The sequence below is a fragment of the Methanocella arvoryzae MRE50 genome (genome assembly GCF_000063445.1).
Lineage (GTDB): Archaea > Halobacteriota > Methanocellia > Methanocellales > Methanocellaceae > Methanocella_A > Methanocella_A arvoryzae.
The window spans coordinates 463,529-487,037 of record NC_009464.1; the positions used below are offsets into that span (position 1 = coordinate 463,529).

Genomic DNA, 23,509 nt, shown 5'->3' on the forward strand with positions numbered 1-23,509 from the left:
GGCAGCACGGCAGGGGCGTTCATACAGGCAGCCGGGCAGCAAGCTTATCCAGCTCTTCGACGATGCGTTCGGGCGTATAAGCTGTCAGATCATCTAGTATGTCAGAACTCAGCATATCACCGGTCAAGGGCACTGAAACGCCTCGCAAAGTCGTGCCGTCGGCCATGTCGAGGCACCCGAGGGGCACCGGGCAGAGCTTTCCTGGTAACGTGGGCTCTGAGTTGATCAATACCGCTCCTTTGCGGCGTCCGGTGCCTCCCACGATCTTACTACCAGTGCTCGCTGTGGCCAGATCGGTCCAGAGGTCAGCCATGGTACGACCCTTGCCAGTACATTCGAGATGACTGCGGTAAAAGGTGGCGGGTTGCACCTCGCGGGTAAACAGCATCACCTGAAAAGAGCTTCCGGTCCAGTAGACGAACGGTTCTCTCCTGAACAGCTCTTGATAGCCTGTGTCGGAGACGGCAGCCCGGATGAATTCCTGCGCTGCCTCAAGCGCCTCTGCCAACGTCGAGCCGAAGCTGCGCTCGATCTGGAAGACAACACGATCGATCTCTCTGGCCGGGCCGATCCGGTTGAGAGAATAATAGAAGCCGATGTACCTGCGCTGGGGGAAGTATTGCCATACCAGCTGCTGCTCAGGTGATAGCCGGCCTCTTACCTCATCCAGATTGGAATACTGTTCCCTGGCCCGGATGATCTGCGGAGTGACGGCTTCCGACATCTGCCGGATATAGAGCGGCGGCGCCGTCTGCCCTGTGACGACCACTGATCTGATACGCCCGTGGGGTGTCCAGATCCGGGAAGCGAGCTCTCGCCCGTGCAGAAAGCCTGTCAGCTTCTCAGCAATTCTCCCGTAATAAGGTAGCACGTCCAGCTCGCCGTAAGGCCTGATAACGTCGCCCGATAAGCCGATCAGCCCCGCCTGTTCAGTCATATATTACGATCAGGGCTTCAGTTTCAAAAAGGCTCTCCAAAAAGAAAATGCATAGCATTAAAATTATGCTATGCCCTCCACTGTAAGCTATTTTTAACGTCTTCTCAGGCTGCCCGGAGACCCGCCCGATATGGATGGGGCTCCGCCGCTCACTCTTGACGGAGAGCTTATTCTACTCGCCGGCTGGGTAAATTTGGCTCCTCCTCCGCCGGACGGAGCACTAATCCTCTGAGCAGGCTGAGTAAACTGGGCTCCACCACTCGGCCCGGATGGAGTAGTAATCCTCTGAGCAGGCTGCGCAAACTGAGCCCCGCCACCTCTCGTAGATGGTGTGCTAATACGCTGGGGTTGCGCAAACTGGGCACCGCCACTTGGCCCGGTGGGTGTACTGATCCTCTGAGCAGGCTGAGTAAACTGAGCCCCGCCACCCATGCTCGAAGGTGTGCTTACCCTCTGAGGCTGGGCGATCTGAGGAGCGCCACCAGTTCCTGATGGCGTACTAATCCTCTGAGCAGGCTGCGCAAACTGAGCCCCTCCACCACTCGGGGCACTAATGCGCCCGCCGGAAGGTTGTGTGAATTGAGCTCCGCCACCGCCGGAAGGCCCAGTGATCCTCTGAGCAGGCTGCTGGGCAAACTGAGCCCCGCCACTTGGCCCGGTGGGTGTACTGATCCTCTGAGCAGGCTGAGTAAACTGAGCCCCGCCACCCATGCTCGAAGGTGTGCTTACCCTCTGAGGCTGGGCGATCTGAGGAGCGCCACCAGTTCCTGATGGCGTACTAATCCTCTGAGCAGGCTGCGCAAACTGAGCCCCTCCACCACTCGGGGCACTAATGCGCCCGCCGGAAGGTTGTGTGAATTGAGCTCCGCCACCGCCGGAAGGCCCAGTGATCCTCTGAGCAGGCTGCTGGGCAAACTGAGCCCCGCCAGCACCCGCCGGTGTAGTCCCCCTGCCAGTAACTGGCTGAGCGATCTGTTGAGCGCCACCAGCACCGGACGGAGTACTAATCCTCTGAGCAGGCTGCTGGGCAAACTGCTGACCCGCACCAGAAGGCGTCGTTACTCTACCAGCACCCGGTTCAGCGATCTGAGCTCCTCCGGGCCCGGTCGGAGCAGTTACTCTGCCTGCAGGTCCGGTAATCTGCTGACCAGCCGGCCCGCCCGGAGTAGTAATCCTACCGGTGCCCGGTTCTGTAACAGGGGCACCTCCGACGCCGGAAGGCGTTGTAATCCTGCCGGCAGGTCCGGTAATCTGCTGACCTCCAGGCCCGCCCGGAGTGGTCACTCTGCCTTCAGGTCCGGTAACCTGTGCACCGCCAGGACCACCAGGCGTAGTTACTCTTCCGGCAGGTCCAGTAATCTGCTGACCTCCAGGCCCGCCTGGAGTTGTAATCCGGCCAGTGCCAGGCTCACTGATCTGTGCACCCGGCCCGCCCGGCCCTGTCGGAGTGGTTACTCTGCCGCCGGGTCCGGCAATCTGCCCGCCCGGACCCACGCCGGTCTTGATGGTTTCAGGCAGCCTGCTGGCGAACTGCTGCGGAGCAATGCCCTGCTGCTTTGCCTGCTGGGCTGCCCGTAGTACTTTTTGTACTCCCGGGCTGCTTCCGAAGTCTTTCGACTGGGACAGGGTCTGGGCTGCCCGTAGCGGATCACCACCGCTGGCAGCAGCCGCAGCAGCCGCAGCAGCAGCCGCAGCGGCACCAGGATCGTTTCCTGCAGCAGATGCGGCAGCAGCCGCAGCTGAAGCAGCGGATGAGACGCCGGGGCCTCCGCCGGCGGCAGACGCGGCAGCACTGGCCGCAGCCGCGGCATTACCGCCACTGGCCGCAGCAGCAGCAGCCGCAGCCGCAGCAGCCGCACCACCTGCGCCAGCACCACCGGCAGCAGCCGCACTAGCCGCAGCAGCAGCCGCAGCCGCACCACCAGCACCACCTACAGCAGAGCTCGCCGCTGCAGCAGCTGCCGCAGCATCACCACCACCCGCGGCAGCCGCAGCGGCAGCCGCAGCAGCCGCTACACCGCCCGGTGCTACGCCGGCGGATGCGGCCGCACTGGCCGCACTGGCCACACTGGATGCTCCACCGATGCCGCCTAATGCAGACGCTGCTGCACTGGCCGCAGCAGCCGCATTACCGCCACCGGCAGCAGCCGCAGTTGCTGCAGCAGCAGCCGCAGCCGCGCCCGGGCCGCCCGCAGCAGCCGCACTAGCTGCAGCAGCAGCCGCAGACGCACCACCGGCACCGCCTAAGGCAGAGGCCGTTGCGCTGGCCGCAGCAGCCGCATTACCGCCACCGGCAGCAGCGGCCGATGCTGCTGCTACAGCTGCCGCTGCTCCTGGCCCTGCGCCGTTGGACGCCGCAGCAGCCGCAGCAGCCGCAGCCGCAGACGCCCCACTTGCACCTCCTGATGCAGCAGCCGCAGCAGCCGCAGCAGAAGCAACATTACCGCCAGTGGCCGCAGCAGCAGCCGCAGCAGCCGCAGCAGCGACACCGCCAGGCCCGGCCCCGCTTGAAGCTGCAGCAGCAGCCGCAGCAGCAGCCGCGCCGCCACCACCGGCCACCGCAGATGCCACAGCAGAAGCTGCAGCCGCTGCGTTACCGCCGAAAGCTGCAGCAGATGCCGCAGCAGCAGCCACGGCAAACTGGTTCACGAAGATCGATGGCGTGAATATATTGGTCACAAACGCGCTCGGAAACGCGAAAGCAAACGGTACCGGCGCAAACACGATCGGTATAGGCACCACGTACGGTACGAAGATCGGCGGCGTAATCAGGATCGGGCTGGCAAAGACGATCGGACCCAGTACTGAGTACGGGGTGCTGAAGAACGTGCCGAAAACACTGAACATCTGCGGGAACGCCACCATGTAAATACGGTAAGACATCGCGTCGATGACGAGTTGCGTCGGCTGCTGCATCTGGAAAACCCGTGCGCTTCCGTCAGGCGTGATCATACGGATGGCGTTCACGTTGAAAATGGTCTGCAAGCCCTGGGTCCCGGCGTAATTCATGTTCAGCTCTAAGACCATGATGCTCGGATCGACCCTGAGCACGTTGTAGATCTGATTACTGTTGACGTAGCCTGCCGATCCGACCGCAGTGGGAAGATAAGACAAATCAATCTGCATCGTGTTCTGAGACGGGTCAGCAACGCCCATGATAGGCGTCTTCAGCGCGTAAGCCACAGCCTGGCCCGACGCAGGGCTCGAAATGGTAAAACCGACCACCTGGAAATACAGCTGGCTGCCCTGTTGCCGGACAGGCTGGATAGCGAGACTTAAAACGTTTTCACCGGTAGAAAAGCCTTGCAGGCCTTCGAGGCCCTGGATAGTTAATCCACCGTACTGCCCTGCCCCGGCGTAAGTGCCGGAGTAGACGGGCTGACTATGAGCTATACCCGTAAACTGGGTAGCACATAAAACCGTGATAAGGACGCATAATACAGAAGTTATACTTATGCATCTTCGTTTATTCAAGACTCCACCCCCATGTTGACACTGAACTGAAAAACGAATTGTAACGATAATACGTTTAAGGAGTTCTATAGCGAATTTTGATGAAATTTATCCAATTATATGGTATTATTGAGTAATGTGGCGATATATAGCCCTGTTTTCGATTATAACAGTAAATTAACGGCCGTATGCTAAATGCGGTCATATTAATAATGATTAGTATTGATCTATATGCGATGAATATAGAGTCGATAACCAGATGCACAAGACTATTCCTTATGACACATGTAAAAAAGAAAGGCTGGCGGAAGAAGTCCCGCCAGTGGATTTTTCATCGTACAACACTAGCGTCTCAGGCCACCCATGCCGCCCATGCCGCCCATGCCACTTAAACCGGCGGGCTGGCTAAACTGCCTGACGGGCTGCTGGAAGGCCTGCTGCCCCATCGGCTGCTGGAAAGCCTGCTGCCCCATCGGCCGTAAGGGCTGCTGGAAAGCCTGCTGCTGCAGAGGCTGCTGAGTAAACTGTCCGGCAGGCTGCTGGAAAGCCTGTTGACCCAGTGGCTGCTGGAAAGTTTGTTGCTGTCCGAGAGGCCTCGTGGGCTGCTGCAAACCCTGTTGCTGACCCACAGGCGGGAGCTGCTGTTGTCCAGCCTGTTGCTGGAGAGGCTGTTTAGCAATCTGCTGACCCGTAGGCTGTTGCTGCAGAAGCTGCTGACCTGGCTGCTGACCCGCCTGAGTTCCAGAAGGCATCTGACCAGGAGCCTGAGTACCCGGAGCCTGAGATCCTGTCGGAGCCTGAGTACCCGGAGCCTGAGTACCCGCAGGCTGCTGACCCGCCTGAGTACCCGGAGCCTGAGTACCCGGAGCCTGAGTACCCGGAGCCTGAGTACCCGGAGCCTGAGTACCCGGAGCCTGAGTACCCGGAGCCTGAGTACCCGCAGGCTGCTGACCCATCTGAGTACCCGGAGCCTGAGTACCCGGAGCCTGAGTACCCGCAGGCTGCTGACCCGCCTGAGTACCCGCAGGCTGCTGACCCATCTGAGTACCCGCAGGCTGCTGACCCGCCTGAGTTCCTGTCGGAGCTCCGGTCGTAGTTTTCAGCGTGTCGGATAACCGGGTTCCGAGCTGCTGGCCAGTGATACCCTGCTGTTTCAGCTGCTGAGTCGTCTGTAATACATTCTTGACGCCCGGGCTATCGGCGAACTGCTTATTTTGAGCCACATTCTGCGCTGCCAGAGTGGGATCACCACCAGTAGCGCCGGCCGCAGCAGCAGCCGCAGCAGCCGCAGCAGCACCAGGATCATTTCCTGCAGCCGTAGCCGCAGCAGCAGCCGCAGCAGCAGCCGCGGAACCACCGGCACCACCGGCAGCAGCAGCCGAAGCCGCAGCAGCCGCAGCAGACTGTGAGCCGCCACCAGCTGCAACCGCAGCAGCAGCCGCAGCAGCAGCCGCACCGCCAACACCGGCGCCACCTGATGCAGCAGCCGCAGCAGCAGCCGCAGCAGCCGCACCACCGGGACCGCCCGCAGCAGCAGCCGAAGCTGCAGCAGCAGCCGCGGAGGCACTACCGCCGCCAGCAGACACCGCAGCAGCAGCCGCAGCAGCAGCCGCACCACCTACACCGGCACCACCAGTGGCCGCAGCAGCAGCCGCAGCAGCAGCCGCAGCACCGCCTGGAGCGCCGCTGGCAGCAGCCGCAGCAGCCGCAGCAGCAGCCGCAGAGCTACCGCCACCCGCGGAAACTGCAGCAGCAGCCGCAGCAGCAGCCGCACCACCGGCACCTGCGCCACCGGCAGCTGCAGCAGCAGCAGCAGCCGCAGCAGCAGAACCGGATCCACCCGCAGCCGCAGCAGCAGCCGCGACAGCGGAGGCACTACCTCCACCCGAAGCAACCGCAGCAGCAGCCGCAGCAGCAGCCGCACCACCGGCACCGCCAGCAGCAGCCGCAGCAGCAGCCGCAGCAGCAGCAGAACCGCCTGCGCCACCGGCAGCAGCCGCAGCAGCAGCCGCAGCAGCAGCCTCACCAGTGCCGCCACCGGCAGACACCGCAGCAGCAGCCGCAGCAGCAGCCGCACCACCTACACCGGCACCACCATTAGCCGCAGCAGCAGCCGCAGCAGCCGCAGCAGCACCGCCAGGCCCTACTGCAGCAGCGGATGCAGCCGCAGCAGCAGCCGCAGCGTCACCGCCACCGGCAGACACCGCAGCAGCAGCCGCAGCAGCAGCCACACCACCGGCACCGGCACCGCCGGCAGCAGCAGCCGCAGCCGCAGCAGCAGCCGCACCACCGGCACCGCCGGCAGCAGCAGCCGCAGCAGCCGCAGCAGCCGCAGCATCTTGACCGGCAGCCGCAGCAGCAGCCGCAGCAGCAGCCGCAGCCGCATCACCAGAGCTGGCTCCGCCTGCCGCTGCAGCGGATGATACAGCGCTGGAGATCGCGGCCGGGTCTAAAGTACCGGCCCCGGTTGCGCCAGCAACCGCAGTGCCAGTACCCTGTCCAAAAACAATACCTGTGAACTGCGTCGAGCATAATAGCATGACTGTAACAAAAATGCCTAACGCAGCTAATATATTACTACATCTTCGTCTCAAGTCTCCACCCCTATTTCGATGTAAAACTTACAGATAATGACATATGAGATGTCGATAATATTTTTAACAAAGAATTGAGCGAAATTCTATGAAAACAGACCGTAAAAGCCTTAGATTGAATAAACAACAATAAATTTTGGACAATAGTAGATTATACATTAAAATAGATGGCTAAATCGGATATTAACCAATATTACCAGGAATCGGATTGTTAATGTAGATATGCGAATCGGCCGCTGAAGCTAAATAAGCTTATACTAAACGAAAATAGTAAAAAAATTTTAGCTGCACCGGCGACAGACGTACTCGATGTCGTACTCGCCTACGCCGTCTTCGATGCGGCCCTTGAGAACCTTCTTCCCGATCATCAGATGCAGCCTGCCGCATCTGGCGCACTTTTTCAGCTTGAACTCGTCGTACCACGCGGGCACTACGTCGAACTCGAAAGAGGCCTCGTCCATGTCGACCACCTGGCGGGCGACATTCCGGGCCTGCTTGATCTCGAGGCCGGTGTTCTGGGAGATATCGTATGCCATGTAGCTGATGAGCAGCGTGCGTTCGACTCCGCTGAAGATGTCCTCGAAGATATCGTTGATGATGTCACGCACGGGTCCGTCACCGAAATCCAGAGGTGACTCTTCGTAGTCTGATATGCACTTGATGAAAGGCTCAGACGCAGACTGGGGAGGAGTGTCTCGGGCTTCCATAACCTTGGTACCGCATAGCGGGCACTTACCCTGTATCAGCTCCTCTTCAAAGGTCTCCTCTTTACAGCCGGGACAGCGCATAGGGTTAATCACCAATTATAATATAAACACGGCAGCAGATATAACTGTCGTCCAGTTTCCCTCGTCGTCGACTTCTGCAGTCTTCGAGATGTTCATAGTTTTCCCCGGCTTTTCCTTTGTCCAGGTGAAGAGCATGTTTTCGGCGAGCTTTTCTGCATACATGCCTGCGTACTGCTCAGTTTCACCGTAGGAGTGGTGCTCCGATAAGTAACCGAAATTTTTAACCGGGTCTTTGGGGATAGCGCAGCCTATCGAAGCAGCGATCCGCCTGCTCGGCTCGTTAGAGGAATTCCGGGACATGACGGTAAACACGATCTCCCCCGGGTACAGTGACGGGAGACCTTCGCTCTTCTGTACGATCTCGCAGTCTGGCGGCAGAATCGAGCTGACAGTGACGAGGTTGAACTTCTCTATCCCTGCATCCCGTAGCGCCATCTCGAACGATTCCAGCATTTCCCTGTGTCTGCCAACGCCACTGGTGAAAAACACTTTCTTTGGTACCAGACCCTGTCTCATCTTGTTATCTCCAATCCTCGTCCATCGTAAAGCATAAGTCCGAGTACGCACCTGTATAGAATGGTGCATAGTGTGGACAACGTCAATATTAAACTTATTGAGTTCGGCGTTTCGATCGTCATTCTTGCGATTTTCATCGCGCTTTTCGCGCTTGCTGAAAGCATCTTCGGGCAGTGGACAAACCTGGGCTACATTGCGATCATAATCGCTTTCACGGTCGTCATCAGCCTGTTTGGTCTGAAACTTGCGCCGCACCTGTATTGACGTGAACGACGGTGCATAACGCACCGTTATTCTGCAAGTGCTAATATACGCATTGCATTTTTAAACTTTTCGAGTGAACTGAACTGCTTTTGTATCATGCTTCACTCCCGGCTCACGATTCCGGGCAAATTCTGATACCACGTGTTAATATTAGAATTACGATATACTTTTAGGATAATTTTCCTTGTTACCGGTTAATTTGTCGTAATAACGGGCAATAACGCATGCCCGGGTGCATTTTCCACAACGGTTGCATTTTGACTCATCAACGCGTAAATAGCCATCTATACGAATCGCCCTGCGGTTGCAGGCTTTCACGCAGATCTTGCACTTGCTGCACAGAGCAGCTCGCAATACCTGCCTGACAGTGTCACCGAACAGCCGCTGTGCATACGCCCTGTCGTCGGAAGAGGCATAGATCTGGCCGCCGGCGAACATCTTGCTCGTGCCTTTGCCGGCCCTGAGGAGCATGACATCGAGGTCTTCGGAATAGGACGGGGTGCCGATAGTCTTGAGCATCTCCTTGAGCGCATCCGGCTCCGGCCACTTACCTGAAGACAGGACCCCCTCGAGACTGTAGCCGCCCGCAGTACAGGGGCTGATACCCTTGATCATAGACAGGGACATCCCCGTACCTGCCCGGGGCTTAAGCGAGAGGCCCTTTTCCCTGGCGACGTTGAGCATCTTGGGCGGATGGGCTTTCCACCGCCAGAAGCCTAAGTCGACGTATTCCGGGGAGAGCCCGGAAGCCTTCGCCCACTGGTGTAGCCGCCCCTGCCATTCGTCGAACCGGTCAGGGTGAAGGTCTTTCATCCTCACGTACTCTGCCTGCAAGGCAGCAGGGCAGAGCCAGCAGCCGATCCTCTCGAAGCCAAGGTCGTACAGTGGGTTGTAAGGCAGCTTTTCCATGTAGATGTATAGCCAGACTTCGATAGCCCTCCAGTCCTTAACAGGAAAGACTCCAATCTGGCCGGGCACGAACGGGTTTCTCTCCACAGTGCCGATGTGACCCCGCTGGAAGGACTCGTACCGGCGCTTGCCGTCGATGGTGATGACGCCCTTTGAGTTGTTGAGCAGGCTGGTGATCGGGCCGAGCTTACAGACCTTGCAGCACCACCGGAAATCCTTTGCGGGCGGGCCGAAGGCAGGGAAGTTCTGATCGAAGGCGTCACCTGCCCGCTGGACGGTGATCTCGACGCCCGTGTCGTGGGCGAAGCGCTCGACAAACTCGGAGGTCTCCGGGAATTCTAAGCCGGTGTCTACGAAGAACGCCTTGAGCTTGTTTACAGCTTTTCGGGCGATGTTGAAGACGACCAGGCTGTCCTTGCCGCCGCTGAAGGAGACCGTGACGGGCAGGTTCTTGTGTTGCCCGGCAACGCCCCGGATGACGCTGATCGCGTCGGCTTCCATGGACTGCAGCCGCTTCCGGTTAGCTTCCACCGCGTCGGCCATCGTGGCTACGCGATCGTTCAGCCGGACCTTGCTGCTGCCGATCTTCCTGACCTTGAGGGTGTTCTCGACGGGATTGGCCAGCCGGTCGGCATCGACCCTTGCCACGCCCAGGCCGTTGAAGGACTCGCTGACCTTGAGCAGCACGACGTCTCCCGCTTTCACGTCGGGAGTGCTGCCAGTAACGCAGCTTCCGCTGAGGCCTTTGCCGTTCAGGTGCTTCTCCCGGGGGACATCGACGTTGACGATCTTCTTCGTAGCGTGAGGCATTAGCACCTTAGCGCCATCCGGCCTTAAATCGAGGACATAGCCCTGCTTAACCAGGTCGTAAGCCATGACAGCGAGTGTCCTGCCGTCTACGATCACTTCGTCAGTCTTGTCGTCTCCGGGAATCTTGTTCAGCAGGACAAGCCGGTCCCCTATCGGATCGGCCCCGTACATGTCTGTTAAAAGCCGGTGGAGGATGTCTCTCTCGAACGGAGAGCAAAACCGAACGTCGCCGGGCGGAGAGAGTTGTACAGCCCTTGCAGGCCCACCGCAGGCTCCGCATACATCAGTGATCAACGGCACGTTGCACGCGTCGCACCAGAAAATGTGATCTAAGGCCTCTTCGAAGGGCTTTCTTCCGCTCATTGCGATATACAGTGTAGATGGAGACTATATACCTTATGAGTGGCCGTGAGTCTGCAAGAATCTTGCCTGCATACGAAGGATCGATACCGGGATATATTTAAATGTAATCAGCCTATAGAGAGGAACTATCGGGGGCATGAGTGGGTATCTAATGCAACGGGGGCAGGAGTGAGTATCTAATGCCAGTGTTTACCAGAACGCTATCGCTCGAAAGCAAAGGCTATAGCAATATGATCAATATCACGGATCAGGTAGAGCAGGTGCTGGCTTCGGGCGGGATAAACGAAGGCATCGCCACAATCTTCGTTCCGGGCAGCACTGCGTCGATCACCACCATCGAGTTCGAGCCCGGCTTACAGCAGGACTTACCGAGAGCGCTGGAGCGCCTCGCCCCGTCGGACGCCTCTTACGAGCACGACCTGAAATGGGGAGACGGCAATGGAATGTCCCACATCAGGGCTGCGGTGATGGGGCCGGGCATTGTAGTCCCGTTCAAAGACAAGTCGCTGCTCCTGGGCACCTGGCAGCAGATCGTCCTTGTGGACTTCGACATGCGCCCCCGGCGCCGGGAAGTAATCGTCCAGGTCCTCGGGTTTTAGACGACGAGAATATAGTTTTCTGCACTGCTGTTACAGCATGGGCATGCTTCCGGCGGCTGATCGAGGGCGATAAAGCCGCAAATCGAGCAGAGGTAGATATCCCCGATACTGGGTTCCTCATCCATATGCTTAAGCTGCTGTAGTAGGGGATCTATTGTATTAACAATAATCCTGCTTATCATTATGGACTTATCCAGGCATTTCATGGCAGCTGACTCCGCCTCAGAGGATGCAACTGCGTAATATGGCTCGAAAACTTCTTTGACGCTGAGGGCTTCCATATCCTTCGCTTTGATCAGGTGGTCAATAGTCCGCTCGAGGATGAAGTACGAGTTCGCATTCACAGCCGGGTTTTCCAGCATGTCCCGGGACAGGAAATATAACTCGGAGGCCCGGAGGTACTTGGCAAGGGCGAACGCCCTGAAAAGGCGGGAAGTGCCGGGAAAGGCCTCGTCCTGGGCATGGCCTGCAAAAATGAGGTACCGGACGTGGGACATGCTTTCGCTGCAGAAGGCATCCCTGAGACACCGGGCGGTCGCATCTCTCATAAAACGTCCTCCGTCAGGGATATAGACTTCGTTTTGCCTTTACCGATCATCATGAAGGTGTTAAAGAGATCGCTTGCCTGCTTCAGGCGCTTCCGGACATCTGCTGCCAGCTTTTCCTTACCTGCACCCTCGTACAGTTTCACTGCTTCGTTGTAGGCCTGGATGGCGCTGTCACAGGCCGATATCGCTTCTTCGTACCGCTTTTCCTTGAAGCAGATCTCCGACATGCTGGCATAGGCCAGACCGATGCTTACTTTCATGGACGCATATGCTTCGGGCGCGTACTCCCGGTCGATCATGCCGATCGAAGAATTATAGCAGCTGATAGCCATAGAAGCGTGCTTCAGGGCATTATCCAGCTCGTGAGACCTCAGGAAAATCTCACTGATGACCGTGTGAGCCAGACCGGCGTCAGACATGATTTTGCCGTGAAGCTCTTTTGACCTGCGGGGAGTGAAGAATCTGGCAGCCACAGTATAATGCTCGATGGCTCCCCTTGCGCTCGCCAGTGCATCGTCATACCGACGCAGCCGGTAGTATTCGTCTGCGAGCAGAACGCAGGCATTTCCGGTATCCGCCTCCAGAGAGGACGCGTCCCAGGGAGACAGGGCTTCCGTCAATATTTTACCAGCCTCTTCAAAGGCAGCCAGGGCTTTCTTATAGCTCTTCACCGGATTACGGGACGAGGCCAGCACTACATACGCCCGGCCAACCTCGGCGTTGATCAGTGCCCGGTCCAGCACCCCGGGCTCTCCGGTGTTCTGCGCCTGCTCCAGCAGAGATATGGAAAGTAACGCCTTGTCTGCCGATTTATCAGCTTTCGCAAGCCGGGTATACACGTGGCCGGCCACGAACAGCAGGTGGGACTTTTCCTCCGGCATCAGTTCGTCCTTACGGGCCAGGGCCCGTTCCACCACCTGTACAGCTTTGTCGAGAGCCTCTCTCCGGCCCATGCTATCATATATGGTCGTATAGACCCGGGCAAGCCACGGATCAAACACAGAGGCCCGGACGCAGTCGCCGAATTTTATGCACGCGCTGGCCACGTACCCGATTCCCCTGAAAGCCATGGAGGATATCTCTATGCGCCGGGACATGACGGTGATCTCCCTGAGCCGGTCGATCGAGTGGCAGACTACGCCGGGATTACGGGCTTCTGCGCCAATCGCCCCTGTTTCTACGATGTCGCAGACCATACTGCGGGCTAACGCCAGGTCCTTGATACTCGCCCTGCCAGTAACGCCTAAGGCTATCGAAGCCATAGAATCGACAGCGGCGTTCACGACAGAAGTATCTCCTGCCACGGATAGCTTCTTCAACAGGCTGATCAGCGAGATAGTGGTGGAAGAGACCAATGGCTGTTGCATGGCGATGGAAGCCGTAGACCCGGCAGCCCCGGACTGGCGGAATTCCTGGCAGATCCTCTCGATCAGGCGCCTGACTCGCACCTGGGGCTGAACGGACCGGATGGCGTACAGTACCAGCATGACTGCAGTCAGCAACGACATCACTGAAAGCAGTCCCGAGACACTCACAGAATACTGGTAAAGGCCGGGCGGCTTATAGGCCATCATACACCCGATGAATACCAGCGGCGCTATGAGGAAGATGATGAAGACTGCATAGGTATCATAAGAAATTTCTTTCAGGCTGCCGCCTGATAACGATGAGAGATAAAGGATCAGAAGGGCGATCACTACAGAGATTGTCAGGAAGATAGTATCGCAGATGAAGAGCATGTTTAAGATGGCACTCTGCTCGGCCGGGCTGACGTAGGTACGGGCAGCGACGGCCTGCCAGACGAAGATCAGTGCAGCGAGGAATGCTGCTGACAGAAGGATAATTATGCTGAGGTTATCTTTTATGTAGTTGATCAACCCTCGTGCGCCCGGCAAAAAGTCCATGCAGTTTTATTAAATTTTTTATATATTTAACTCTTATCGCTTAATAATAAGCTTTCATGGCGCTAAAACAAGGGACGGTAGGCCAACAGTATCTTGCTGGCCAGAGGGTGACAGATTACAGCATCTTAGACATATAAGGTCCATCATGCCTGTATCCAAGTTTCTGGTAATACTGCCTGGCTCCGATGCCGCTGATGATGGCCAGTTTCTTAAAGCCGGCTTCGGTGGCGAGCTCTTCAGCCCTTGCAAGGAGCTTTTTACCATAGCCCTGGTGTTGCCATGCATCGTCCTTTTCTCCGATAGGCACCATCCGCCCGTAGACGTGCAGTTCCCGGACGATGGCTGCGTCGGCGAGTTCCGGCCGGTGGGGCCTGTGAGGGAACCTGAGGCGGAGGAATCCCACGAGAGCGTCGATGCTCTCGTCGTCGAAGGACAGGAAGTGTTCGGTGCCGCCGCAGACGGCCATTTTGTGCTCGTGGAGCCGAACAGCTGCCGGATCTGGTTTCGAGCCCTGGAGCACTTTGTGCCCGATCTCCCGGCACCGGATACAGCGGCATTTAAGGTGTGAGTCCTTAAGCAGATCTCCCGAAAGCTGGCGGACATTGCTCTTGACTACTCCGTCTACGATATGCTTGATCGGGATATCCCGCTGGATACGCTGCAGCCTCACCCACGGCGGCAGCGATGCCTTGATCTGAGCGATCAGTACTGCGGCGTCGTCGCTTGACAGGGGTTTATATTCGCCCCGCTCCCACATGTCATGGAGTTTTGTCCCCTCGGTCACCAGGGTCGGATAGATTTTCAGGTAGTCGGGACAGAACCGGCTGTCCTCGAACAGCTCTTTGAACATCCTGAGATCCCGCTCGAAGTCCGAGCCGGGAAGGCCGGGCATCATGTGGAAGCCGATCTTGAAGCCTGAGTCCCGGAGGATACGGTTCGCTTCGACCGAATCCGCGACCGAGTGGCCCCGCTCAATCCTCTTCAGGACGAAGTCGTAGGTGCTCTGCACCCCTAATTCGACCTTGGTGCCGCCCATGTTCAGCATCCGGTCGACGTGGATTTCCCGGCACCAGTCGGGGCGGGTTTCGAAAGTCATAGCCACGTTGCGGATGCTTGCTGTTTCGTTGGCCTTCTGTGCTTCTTCGATGAAGTAAGTGGGATGCGGCTCGCCTCCGAAGTCGTTCATCGCTTCGAGGCACCGGCGTACGAACCATTCCTGATAATCGAGACTGCGGGCAGTCATCGTGCCGCCCATGATGATGAGCTCGCATTTATCAAGATCATGGCCGATCTGCTTGAGTTGAGATAAACGGACTGTGACCTGCCTGTAGGGATCGTAGTCCTCCTGCTTCGCCCTCAATGCGGCTGGCTCTGTCCCGGTATAGCTCTGAGGGGAATTAAAGACAGAATCGACGCCGCCCGGGCAGGGCACGCACTTGCCGTGGGGGCACTTCTCGGGTGAGGTCATGACAGCCACGACGGCTACGCCGGAAATTGTGCGGATAGGGCGTTTCTGGAGGAGCCCGAGTACAACGTCACGCTCGGCGTCGGTAGCGGCTGCTGCCAGAATGTCGGAGTTCCGGGGCAGCTTGGAGAGCCGGTGGGCTATGCTGACGTTCTTCTTCGCCTTATTTAGCTCATCCTGGGTGGCCACGTTGCCGGATAGAATAAGATCAATCAACTCTCGGCAGGCAATCTGGATTTCATCCATGTGATGATTGAAAAGTGGTGCAACGTGATATGTACTTTTCGGATTAGTAGAACAATGGCTCTTTTCCTATAGGAGATGTATTGGTCAGATTACCCCCTCCACGATGGCTACATTTACCCGGAATCATAATCTGAAATATGGAGAAGAACCTCTTTTCTTTTAGATTAGTGTAAGTTTTATCAATGAGAATCGCCGTATTATTCCCTATTATTAGAATTCTGGATCGATTCTGATGACGTGTAAAAAAGACGATATGCCGGTCTTGATGGTCGGCAAAAGCATGGATAACGCAAATCTCTATTACGCTACGCATTTTCTGGCTCCCGATTCGTTTGCGTACATTTGCGCCGGGGGTAAATCGTATGTCATAGTATCCTCTATGGAGCGGGGCCGGGCAGAGAAAGAGGCGAGGGTAGACCAGGTCATTTCCGACGAAGAGTACGGCTACATGGATAAGGTCAGGGCGACCAACGACCCGGACGGCGCCTACGCTGACATGCTCTCCGAAATATTGAGGGATCTGTCCGCGAAAAGCGTTGCAGTCCCGGCGCTGTTCCCGCTGAAGCTGGCCGACAGCCTTCGCTCACGGGGCATCGAAGTGACTCCTGCGGAAATGCAGATCGAAGAGAGCAGGCTGATCAAGTCGAAGGAAGAGATCGCCCTGATCCAGAAGGCTCAGCGGGTCAACGAGAAGGGCATGGCAAAAGCTGAAAGCCTGCTGAGGAAAGCCACGGTCAAAGACGGCATACTCTACTACAGGGGCAAGCCTCTGACATCAGAGCAGATTCAGCGTGAAATTGAGGTTGTCTTTGTCAGGAATGGCTATGAGACGACTGACTCGATAGTAGCGGCAGGCCCTGGCGCAGCAGACCCCCACTTCACGGGCGCGGGCCCCATCCCGGCTGATCAGCTTATAGTCATAGATATATTCCCGTTCGGTAAAAAGGAGCGGTACTGGGCGGACATGACCCGCACGTTCGTCAGGGGCGAGCCCACGAAGCAGATGCGTGAGATGTACGATCTCGTGCTAAAGGCACAGGAAGCCGCCCTCGGGGCAATCAAAGAAGGCGTGACCGGCAAGTCGGTGGACGATAAGGTCTGCGACGTCTTCGAAAAGCATGGCTATGGCACCCCCAGGACTAAGTCGAAGACCGGGTATATACACTCCACCGGCCACGGCGTCGGCCTGGAGATTCATGAGGCCCCCAGGCTGAGCCAGACTGGCACAAAGGCGCTGAAAGCGGGCATGGTCGTCACGGTCGAGCCCGGACTTTACCTCCCGGACGTCGGCGGCGTCCGGATAGAAGACATTGTTGTGGTCGAGAAAAAGGGCTGCAAGAACCTGACTAAGTATCCCAAGGAGCTAATCATATGAGCGGTGACGCAATTCTGGACAAATACCGCGAAGCGGGGCGTATCCTCAAGGAAGTCCGGCTGGCGGCAGTGCCGCTGGTGAAGAAGGGAGCGAAGATGCTCGACGTAGCAGAGGCCATCGAGAACGACATCTTCAAGAGAGGCGGCAGGCCGGCGTTTCCGGTGAACATCTCGCTGGATGAGGAGGCTGCGCACGATACTCCCGCGCCCGGCGATACGAGGGTCTTCGAGGACAACATCGTCAAGCTGGATATCGGAGTCCACGTAGACGGGTACATTGCGGATACTGCGATCACAGTCGACCTGAAGGGGGACGCCAACCTGGTCAAAGCCTCGGAAAAAGCGCTGGAAGAAGCGATCAAGGTGGTCAGGGCAGGCGTATCCACGGCTGAGATTGGTGAAGTCATCGAGCAGACCATCGAGGGCTTCGACCTGAAGCCGGTCTACAACCTGACCGGCCACGGGCTGGAGCGGTTCGTCCAGCACGCGGCGCCTTCCATCCCGAACAAGAGAATTGGACAGGGCATAGTGCTCAAGGCAGGACAGGTCATCGCCATCGAGCCTTTCGCCACCGATGGAATTGGAATGGTCGGCGAAGGCGAGCTGATGGAGATCTTCGGCATTACGGCGGTCAAGCCGGTTCGTATGCCCTCGGACAGAGACATGCTCAAGGCGATCCAGAAGTTCAACGGGCTGCCGTTCGCCAGAAGATGGGTGGCAGGCCAGAAGAGGGCTGATGCGACGCTAAATAACCTGATGCGCATGGGGATCATCCACGCGTACCCGGTCCTCGTAGAGGAGAGGGGTGGCATGGTGTCCCAGGCCGAGCACACGTTGATCGTCACCGAAGACGGGTGCGAAGTAACGACGATGTAAACAGCAGACAGGTTGTAACGATGGCGAGAGTCGGCTGGAAGGTGGCCCTGGGCACGGGGCTGGTATTCATATCCATCGCAGTATTCGGGCTGCACCTGCTACTCTTCCACGACGCCCACTGGCTGGAAAAGTACCTGGTATTTCACCTGGGCTTCCTGCCCATCGAAGTCATCCTGGTAACACTCATCCTCGACCACCTGATAGAGATGCGGGAAAGGCGGGAGCGCCTGGAGAAGATGAACATGGTGATCGGCCTGTTCTTCAGCGAGATAGGCACGTCTCTGCTGAGGATGATGGTGATCGAGGACCGGTCGGCCAGTGAGCTTCGCAGCTGCCTGCGGATAACTGGCCAATGCAAGCCTGACGACTTTATCAGGATCAGACAGACCATGAAGGGCCACGAGTTCCGGGCGGAGTTCGACGCGGGAGAACTGTCCGCCATCAAGGAGCTCCTGTGCAGCAAGCGGCCCACCCTGGTCAGGCTGCTGGAAAATCCGGTCCTGCTGGAGCACGAAGCTTTCACCAGCTTACTCCGGGCAGTCTTCCACCTCGCCGAGGAGCTGGACTATAGGGGCCCGCTGGACCAGCTGCCGGATTCAGACATCGCCCACCTGTCGAAAGATACGAGCAGAGCCTACGAGTTGCTCGCGCTGCAGTGGCTGGACTACATCCAGTATCTGGAAGGCCACTACCCATACCTGTTCTCCCTCGCGCTGCGGACCAACCCGTTCGACGAGAAAGCTTCGGTCGTCGTAGTCGATTAAACGCAGCTAACATTTTTATCGCCAGTAGTAAACCTCACCTGCGGAGGAATTCCTATAGACCCGGAGCTCAGCAAGCGCGCTTTCAAGATCACTCATACCGACGCTTACACGAATATGAAACAGGAGGACAGGCTCAGGTTCATCCACGAGGTGGAAAAAGTAGACAGTTACGAGGAGCTGCCGGATAAGTGCAAAGAAGTCCTCAAGGCCGGGGAACGAGAGATCCAGGGCTATTAAGTATAAAAGGACGAGCACATGGGAGATACAAGCCTTGCAGACTATGGTAGTATCTCCCCCTGTTATTTAACCGGATTTACCGGTAGCGCTAACTATTTCGTCTCTTCGATATGACATGAATAGTGATATCTGTTCCGAGGATTATCGATGCACGATGATTTGAGCCTATATCAAGAGATATACCGGCAATCTCACGACGGGATCGTCATACATACGGGAGAACAGATTGTCTATACAAACAGCTCATATGCGAGAATTATGGGAGCCGACAGCCCGGCCTGTTTAATCGGCAGGAGCATCTACGATTTTATTCCGGCATACTCCCGTGAACTGGCCAGGCAGCGTTTCAAGCTCATACTGGAAAAGGGCATTAACATCCCCCTGATCGAAGATAATATGATCGGGCTTGACGGCAATCCGGTTAGTCTTCAGATCTCAGCATGTCGAGTAGGTGACAATAGCGAGCCTCTGGTGCAGGTTATTGTCCGGGATGTCACGGATATAAAACGGATGGAGAAGAGCCTTAAGGCCAGTATAGCGGAGCTCGACCGGGCGCAGAAGATCGCCCGCATGGGTAGCTGGGAGTGGGATCTGCGCCAGCGGAGACTCTACTGGTCCGATGAGACTTACAGAATTCTTGGCATGGAGCCTTCGGAAAAAACTCCATCCACCGAAGCGTTGTTGAAGCACGTTCATCCCGAAGACCGTAACAGGGTCCGAAAATTCCTATCGACGGCGAAAGCCCGGATGACTGACGGAAAGATCGATTTCAGGATCGTAACCCCGGATGGTAATCTTAAGCACATTTACCTCGAAGGAGACGTCGAATTCGACAAGCTGGGAAACCCCATCAGGGCGTTCGGAGTCTTCCACGACATCACCGAGAGAAAAATGATCGAGGCAGAGCTGCAAAATGCCAGAGCTCAGGCAGAACTGTACCTTGATCTGATGGGCCACGACATCAACAACATGAACCAGATAGCGATGGGTTACCTGGAACTGGCGATCGACATAGTAAAAGCAGGAGGCTCGATTACGGAGGAGAACCTGTTCTTAATCGAGAAGCCGATGGTAACACTCCAGAGCAGTTCCCGCCTGATAAGCAACGTCAGAAAAGTCAGAAACGAACAGGCGGGCGCTTATAAGTCGCAGATCATAGACGTAGGTAAACTGCTCAGGGAAGTAAAAGCTGAGTTTTCGGGCATTACCGGCCGCTATGTGGAGATAAACATAGCGATCAGGCATTCTCCGAAAGTCAGGGCAAACGAACTCCTGAAGGACGTTTTCGTGAACCTGGTGGGAAACGCCATCAAGCACTCCGACCCCGGAAAAGCCCTGACCATCAACATCTCCGCCGGAGTAGCCCTGAGTAACGGTAAACCGTACTGCAAGGTCGCCATAGAGGATAATGGTCCCGGCATACCCGACGATTATAAAAGGCAGCTCTTTGATCTCCAGTCGCTCGATAAGGCGAGAACCAACGGCAAAGGCCTCGGGCTCTGCCTTACAGACATGCTTGTCCGGGACTTCGGCGGCTACCTCAGAGTGGAAAATCGGATGACGGAGGATTACAGGCAGGGCAGCCGGTTTATCGTCATACTGCCGGTGGCTGAAACAGATTAAAAACCGGAACTCCGGACTATTCCAGCCACGCCTCCTTCACAATGATCTTCCCCGAGTGCACCCGCCATTCTTTCTCGTAGTCCACGCAGATGCGCCGCTGCATGTGGGGCCCGCCGATCACCATGGACTCGTATTCGCCACCCTCGCCAGCGACGTGTATGCCATACTTTGCGTGTAGCCGGTCCAGTTCAGCCAGCGCCGCCTTATCCAGCACCCGGCCGAGCCACTTCTCGTCCAGGCCTTCGGCCATGCAGCCTACGATCATGATCTCGAAGCCCTGATCGACCATGTCACCCAGCAGTTCTCGCGGGTTCTTGTGCCACAGAGGCGCGAAAGACTTGACGCCGGCATCCTGGCATATCTGATCCAGTCGTCTGCGCTGATATTCTGACTCGAGCGCGCCAGATACAATGCCGTCGACGCCCAGTTTGGATATCGTGTCTCGCAGCGGGATCAGCTCTGCCTCCGGTTCCGGCGGAGTGACTACTTCGACCAGGGGAATGCCGATCGACTCGGCGGCCAGCCTCGTGAGCTCTACTGCGGGCACATGGTACATGTACGACTCCGGGGATTGCGAGAATACGGTGACGAGGCGGGACACCTCCCAGCCGTAGTGCCGGGCGATAAAGACCGCATAGCTGGAGTCCTTGCCACCGGAGAAGAGGGCGGCCACTTTCATTTCAACAGCTCCGTCGCGGCCTCCAGGAACTCTTTCTTGATCTTGGCCTCGTCAAATGTAGTGATGACGCCGTCCTTCATGACCAGCCGGTCGTCGACGAGCAGGTCAGTCACTGCTCCGCCCGAGTAGACAAGGTTGGCGATCAGATCGTGGTGAGGCAGCATCCGTACGTCGTTCAGGTCAATAAAGGCCAGGTCTTTGCTATCCTGAGTGGCCATCTTGAAAACCACAGGTGCGGGGGCAGCAGTGGCGTCCCACCGGTGCGCCTTTTGCAGCAGGCTCGCGAACTTCATCTCCTGCATCATGTTGAGCGAGTTGTTGCTGGCGGCGCCGTCGGTGCCCAGCGCGATTTTTACTCCTGCGTCCAGCAGCTCATGCACTGGCATGACTCCGCCGGAGGCGAGCTTCATGTTAGAGGTCGGGCAGTGAACCACTGTACTGTGCCTATCCCCAAGAATCCTGACCTCCATTTTGGTCAGCCAGGCGGCATGGGACATGACGGTGTTTTCGTCTAAGAGGCCGATGCTGTCGAGATATTCCACAGGCCAGAGGCCTGTTTCCTTATGGCAATCCACGCACTCCTTGCGGGTTTCGGAGATGTGGGTGGTCAGCTTTACGCCGTACTTGCGGGCGAGGTCTTTAGCCTTCAGCAGCGTCTCCTTCGAGCACAGGTAGATTGAATGAGGGGCCACGCAATAGTCTACTCTGCCCCCGGGTACTGCGTTTTTCAGCTGGCGCTCTGCCAGCCGCAGCGCGTGCCCTGCGTCGTCATAATAGGCGGTGCCGAACTCTGTGATCGGAGTGCCGAGGGTGCCCCGGATGCCGGATGCCTCGACGGCTTTCGCCACGCTTTCCGCGAAGTAGTACATGTCGATGAAGTGCGACGTACCAGTACGGATCATTTCCGCCAGGCCCAGCATCGCCCCTTTATAGACCAGATCCGGGGTCAGGCGCCGCTCCATGGGAAAGATCGTGTTGTTCAGCCAGTCCTGCAGCTTTTCGCCTTCTCCGGCGCCTCGCATGAGCGTCATGGATAGGTGGGTATGCCAGTTGCTAAAGGCGGGGATGACGAATTTTCCCGTGGCGTCGAACTCCTCGTCAGACGGGCCGTGGTGCAGATCGCCCTTCGCGATCTTACCGCCGTCAAAGTAAGTGGCGTTTCTGATAATCATAAAACATCGCCGTAATTGTTTGCAGTAATTAGCATCCTGCCATAATAATTATTTCCTGCTGCCCAGTGTCCAATCAAATGAACCATATGATTATGAGGAGTTAAAAATAGCACCGGCTCCGGGACGCCGGTTGCGGTAAGATTACTGTGTGGATACAGAGACAACCGTACCTTCTTCTGAGGCCTTCCCGGAACCCCTCATTACGATCAGCAGAAGCATTGCGTATCCGATCATGAATGCGCCGCCGATCCCGAGACCCGCTGTGATCCCGAAGGAACCCGCAAGCAGGCCGCCGGCTATCGGTCCGGCCATCATGCCGAAGGACAGGGCCAGGTTATATATCGCGTATACGGCCCCGTATCCGCCCTGCCCGAGGCGGTCGATGACGTCGGTCATCTCCAGCGGCACCGAGGCGAGCCCTATGGCGAGGACTCCACCCAGCGCTGCCATTAGTACCACTTCGAGGATGAAGGACCCGCTGAGGGCCAGCGTCGGCAGGATGAGGGCGGAGCAGATGAGGCCGGCGATAATCACTCTCTTGCGGCCGAAGCGCTCTGCGACCTTATATGACAGCGGAGACGCGATCAGGCTGGCGACCACGGTTACTGCGAACAGCAGGCCGATCATCGTCGGGGATACCTTCAGGACATCTGAGAGGTACAGTGGCAGGACCGGCTCGAGCAGGGCAGTTGCAGCGGAGACAAGCACGATGACTCCGGCCATGAGCAGGATGGTGCGATTTTTCAGCATGGACTTCAGCGATACCTGCTGCTCTGCTGGCAGCCTGGGCGGATCCTTGAGCAGCAGTAGTCGGGCGATGCCGTCTATCAGCACCAGGCCGGCGGCTGCGAGGAAAGGCAGTGCATAGCCACCGTATTCGTAGAGGGCTCCCCCGAACAGCGGGCCGAGCAAGGTGCCTGCAAAGCTGCCGCTGATGCCTATGCCGATAGCCTGCTGGCGCATCTTTGGAGGGAACAGGTCCGATAGCAGCGCCAGACCGGCTGTCCAGGTTGCGCCTGCGGAGACGCCCTGCAGCGCCCGGGCGACGAACAGCATGGTGAGATCGCTGGAAAATGCGAAGAGCAGCGTGGAGCCGAACAGGCCCAGTAAGCCGACGAGCATCGGGAGCTTTCTGCCGACCCGGTCGGACAGGACGCCGACCACAGGCGCGGCGAGCAGGAAAGTGATGGCGTAGCTTGCGAACAGCAGGCCGATCATTTGCTGAGAGGCGCCCAGTCCGGAAGCATATTCAGGCAGTATCGGCACGATCATGCAGTAGATGAGCATGTCGGTAAAGATGGCGATAAATACGACCAGAAGCGCGAGCTTCTGGTTTTTGTCCATGTTCAACAGTCCTTCTTTTTTCGTCTCCATAAAGTAACCTCATT

24 protein-coding genes are annotated in these 23,509 nt (G+C 57.3%); 10 read left to right on the forward strand and 14 right to left on the reverse strand.

The window, feature by feature from the left end; genetic code table 11:
* Positions 1-19: 19 nt before the first annotated feature.
* Positions 20-937, reverse strand: a complete 918-nt coding sequence (locus tag RCI_RS02305; RefSeq protein WP_012034768.1) for a hypothetical protein — start codon at positions 935-937, stop codon at positions 20-22.
* Positions 938-1,795: 858 nt separating this feature from the next.
* Between RCI_RS02305 and RCI_RS16540 the strand changes: the two genes are divergently transcribed.
* On the forward strand, positions 1,796-2,515 hold the full coding sequence (locus RCI_RS16540) for a hypothetical protein (protein WP_148266492.1): 720 nt from the start codon (positions 1,796-1,798) through the stop codon (positions 2,513-2,515).
* Positions 2,442-3,806: a hypothetical protein gene (locus tag RCI_RS16860; RefSeq protein ID WP_158308850.1), complete on the forward strand. Its 1,365-nt coding sequence runs from the start codon at positions 2,442-2,444 to the stop codon at positions 3,804-3,806. The genes RCI_RS16540 and RCI_RS16860 overlap by 74 nt, the downstream gene beginning before the upstream one ends.
* 928 nt (positions 3,807-4,734) lie before the next feature.
* Here the strand turns inward: RCI_RS16860 and RCI_RS17430 are convergent.
* Positions 4,735-4,863, reverse strand: a complete 129-nt coding sequence (locus tag RCI_RS17430; RefSeq protein ID WP_269446487.1) for a hypothetical protein — start codon at positions 4,861-4,863, stop codon at positions 4,735-4,737.
* 78 nt (positions 4,864-4,941) lie between these two features.
* Between RCI_RS17430 and RCI_RS16555 the strand changes: the two genes are divergently transcribed.
* Positions 4,942-5,505 carry a hypothetical protein gene (locus RCI_RS16555; RefSeq protein ID WP_148266493.1) on the forward strand — a complete coding sequence of 188 codons (564 nt, stop codon included), beginning with the start codon at positions 4,942-4,944 and terminating at the stop codon, positions 5,503-5,505.
* A 38-nt stretch (positions 5,506-5,543) separates the two neighbouring features.
* Here the strand turns inward: RCI_RS16555 and RCI_RS16865 are convergent, their stop codons facing one another.
* The 5 genes from RCI_RS16865 to RCI_RS02350 form a co-directional block, all read right to left on the reverse strand.
* Positions 5,544-6,008 carry a hypothetical protein gene (locus RCI_RS16865; protein WP_048197889.1) on the reverse strand — a complete coding sequence of 155 codons (465 nt, stop codon included), beginning with the start codon at positions 6,006-6,008 and terminating at the stop codon, positions 5,544-5,546.
* On the reverse strand, positions 6,009-6,470 hold the full coding sequence (locus RCI_RS16870; RefSeq protein WP_158308851.1) for a hypothetical protein: 462 nt from the start codon (positions 6,468-6,470) through the stop codon (positions 6,009-6,011). It abuts the gene before it with no gap.
* A gap of 63 nt (positions 6,471-6,533) precedes the next feature.
* Complete coding sequence (locus RCI_RS16875; protein WP_158308852.1) at positions 6,534-6,779, reverse strand: hypothetical protein; 246 nt, start codon at positions 6,777-6,779, stop codon at positions 6,534-6,536.
* Positions 6,780-7,265: 486 nt separating this feature from the next.
* Entirely contained in the window at positions 7,266-7,772 is a 507-nt protein-coding gene (locus RCI_RS02345; protein WP_148266494.1) for a hypothetical protein, read from the reverse strand.
* Between the two features lie 15 nt (positions 7,773-7,787).
* A complete protein-coding gene (locus RCI_RS02350; RefSeq protein WP_012034772.1) occupies positions 7,788-8,288 on the reverse strand; it encodes a pyruvoyl-dependent arginine decarboxylase in 501 nt (166 codons plus the stop codon).
* 72 nt (positions 8,289-8,360) lie between these two features.
* Between RCI_RS02350 and RCI_RS02355 the strand changes: the two genes are divergently transcribed.
* Positions 8,361-8,552 carry a hypothetical protein gene (locus RCI_RS02355; protein ID WP_048197895.1) on the forward strand — a complete coding sequence of 64 codons (192 nt, stop codon included), beginning with the start codon at positions 8,361-8,363 and terminating at the stop codon, positions 8,550-8,552.
* 156 nt (positions 8,553-8,708) lie between these two features.
* On the opposite strand, the gene RCI_RS02360 is transcribed toward RCI_RS02355, so the two are convergent.
* A complete protein-coding gene (locus tag RCI_RS02360; RefSeq protein WP_012034773.1) occupies positions 8,709-10,634 on the reverse strand; it encodes a phosphoadenosine phosphosulfate reductase domain-containing protein in 1,926 nt (641 codons plus the stop codon).
* Positions 10,635-10,813: 179 nt separating this feature from the next.
* On the opposite strand from RCI_RS02360, the gene RCI_RS02365 reads away from it, so the two are divergent.
* Positions 10,814-11,233, forward strand: coding sequence for a secondary thiamine-phosphate synthase enzyme YjbQ (locus tag RCI_RS02365; protein ID WP_012034774.1), 420 nt, complete (start codon positions 10,814-10,816; stop codon positions 11,231-11,233).
* Here RCI_RS02365 and RCI_RS02370 read toward each other — a convergent pair.
* From RCI_RS02370 to RCI_RS02380, 3 genes are all read right to left on the reverse strand, one after another.
* Entirely contained in the window at positions 11,230-11,781 is a 552-nt protein-coding gene (locus RCI_RS02370; RefSeq protein WP_012034775.1) for a rubrerythrin family protein, read from the reverse strand. The genes RCI_RS02365 and RCI_RS02370 overlap by 4 nt on opposite strands.
* Positions 11,778-13,685 carry a tetratricopeptide repeat protein gene (locus tag RCI_RS02375; RefSeq protein WP_012034776.1) on the reverse strand — a complete coding sequence of 636 codons (1,908 nt, stop codon included), beginning with the start codon at positions 13,683-13,685 and terminating at the stop codon, positions 11,778-11,780. Before RCI_RS02375 ends, RCI_RS02370 begins: the two co-directional genes overlap by 4 nt.
* Before the next feature lie 115 nt (positions 13,686-13,800).
* Entirely contained in the window at positions 13,801-15,396 is a 1,596-nt protein-coding gene (locus RCI_RS02380; protein ID WP_012034777.1) for a tRNA uridine(34) 5-carboxymethylaminomethyl modification radical SAM/GNAT enzyme Elp3, read from the reverse strand.
* A gap of 280 nt (positions 15,397-15,676) precedes the next feature.
* Between RCI_RS02380 and RCI_RS02385 the strand changes: the two genes are divergently transcribed.
* The 5 genes from RCI_RS02385 to RCI_RS15640 all read left to right on the forward strand — a co-directional run bounded on the left by RCI_RS02385 (position 15,677) and on the right by RCI_RS15640 (position 20,270).
* On the forward strand, positions 15,677-16,771 hold the full coding sequence (locus RCI_RS02385) for a M24 family metallopeptidase (RefSeq protein WP_231844912.1): 1,095 nt from the start codon (positions 15,677-15,679) through the stop codon (positions 16,769-16,771).
* Positions 16,768-17,646, forward strand: coding sequence for a type II methionyl aminopeptidase (map, locus tag RCI_RS02390; RefSeq protein WP_012034779.1), 879 nt, complete (start codon positions 16,768-16,770; stop codon positions 17,644-17,646). The genes RCI_RS02385 and map overlap by 4 nt, the downstream gene beginning before the upstream one ends.
* Positions 17,647-17,666: 20 nt before the next feature.
* Positions 17,667-18,410 (forward strand): hypothetical protein, encoded by a 744-nt coding sequence (locus RCI_RS02395; RefSeq protein ID WP_012034780.1) that lies wholly within the window; start codon positions 17,667-17,669, stop codon positions 18,408-18,410.
* 114 nt (positions 18,411-18,524) lie between these two features.
* Positions 18,525-18,647 (forward strand): hypothetical protein, encoded by a 123-nt coding sequence (locus RCI_RS17435; RefSeq protein ID WP_269446488.1) that lies wholly within the window; start codon positions 18,525-18,527, stop codon positions 18,645-18,647.
* A gap of 147 nt (positions 18,648-18,794) precedes the next feature.
* Complete coding sequence (locus tag RCI_RS15640; protein WP_012034781.1) at positions 18,795-20,270, forward strand: PAS domain-containing sensor histidine kinase; 1,476 nt, start codon at positions 18,795-18,797, stop codon at positions 20,268-20,270.
* Positions 20,271-20,286: 16 nt separating this feature from the next.
* On the opposite strand, the gene RCI_RS02405 is transcribed toward RCI_RS15640, so the two are convergent.
* The 3 genes from RCI_RS02405 to RCI_RS02415 all read right to left on the reverse strand — a co-directional run bounded on the left by RCI_RS02405 (position 20,287) and on the right by RCI_RS02415 (position 23,495).
* Positions 20,287-20,949, reverse strand: coding sequence for a diphthine--ammonia ligase (locus tag RCI_RS02405; RefSeq protein ID WP_012034782.1), 663 nt, complete (start codon positions 20,947-20,949; stop codon positions 20,287-20,289).
* Positions 20,946-22,121, reverse strand: coding sequence for an amidohydrolase (locus tag RCI_RS02410; protein WP_012034783.1), 1,176 nt, complete (start codon positions 22,119-22,121; stop codon positions 20,946-20,948). Before RCI_RS02410 ends, RCI_RS02405 begins: the two co-directional genes overlap by 4 nt.
* Positions 22,122-22,262: 141 nt before the next feature.
* On the reverse strand, positions 22,263-23,495 hold the full coding sequence (locus RCI_RS02415; protein ID WP_012034784.1) for an MFS transporter: 1,233 nt from the start codon (positions 23,493-23,495) through the stop codon (positions 22,263-22,265).
* Positions 23,496-23,509: the final 14 nt, after the last annotated feature.